The organism is Devosia chinhatensis, assembly GCF_000969445.1.
GTDB classification, from domain to species: Bacteria; Pseudomonadota; Alphaproteobacteria; order Rhizobiales; family Devosiaceae; genus Devosia; species Devosia chinhatensis.
On sequence record NZ_JZEY01000074.1, the window covers coordinates 1 to 484 of the forward strand.

1 pseudogene is annotated in these 484 nt (G+C 67.8%); it reads left to right on the forward strand.

Annotated features, from left to right (window positions below):
- A pseudogene (locus VE26_RS16805) lies at positions 1–465 on the forward strand (carboxypeptidase M32); the annotation flags it as partial.
- Between the last annotated feature and the right edge of the window lie 19 nt (positions 466–484).

Sequence of the window (484 nt, forward strand, 5' to 3'; positions counted from 1 at the left end):
TCCCTGATGGGTGTTCTGCACGAGACGGGTCACGCACTCTCTGAGCAGGGTCTGCCCACGGACTGGTCGCATTGGCCGCTGGGCACGGCGCGCGGCATGGGCATGCATCAACGCCCGAGCCTGTTCGTGGAGCTGCAGATCGCCCGCAGCGCCGACTTCTGCGAATCCATGCTGCCGCTGATGCACCACCATCTGGGTGCAGATGCCATCGCCGGTTGGCATATCGACGACATCCTGGCCGAGGTGACCTTCGCCGAGCCCGGCTATATCGCCGTCTACGCCGCCGGGGGTACGTACCCGCTCCGAGGTATCCTGCGCTCGGAGCTCGAGCAGGAGCTCGTCCCCGGCCGGACCTCAGCCAGCCAGCTCCCGGCAATCTGGCACGCCAAGGTGACGTCCCACCTGGGGCTTCTGACACTACACGCACCTCCGCGCCACACCGTCCCGACCAGTGCCGCGCCCTGACGCCCCACCCCCATAGCCC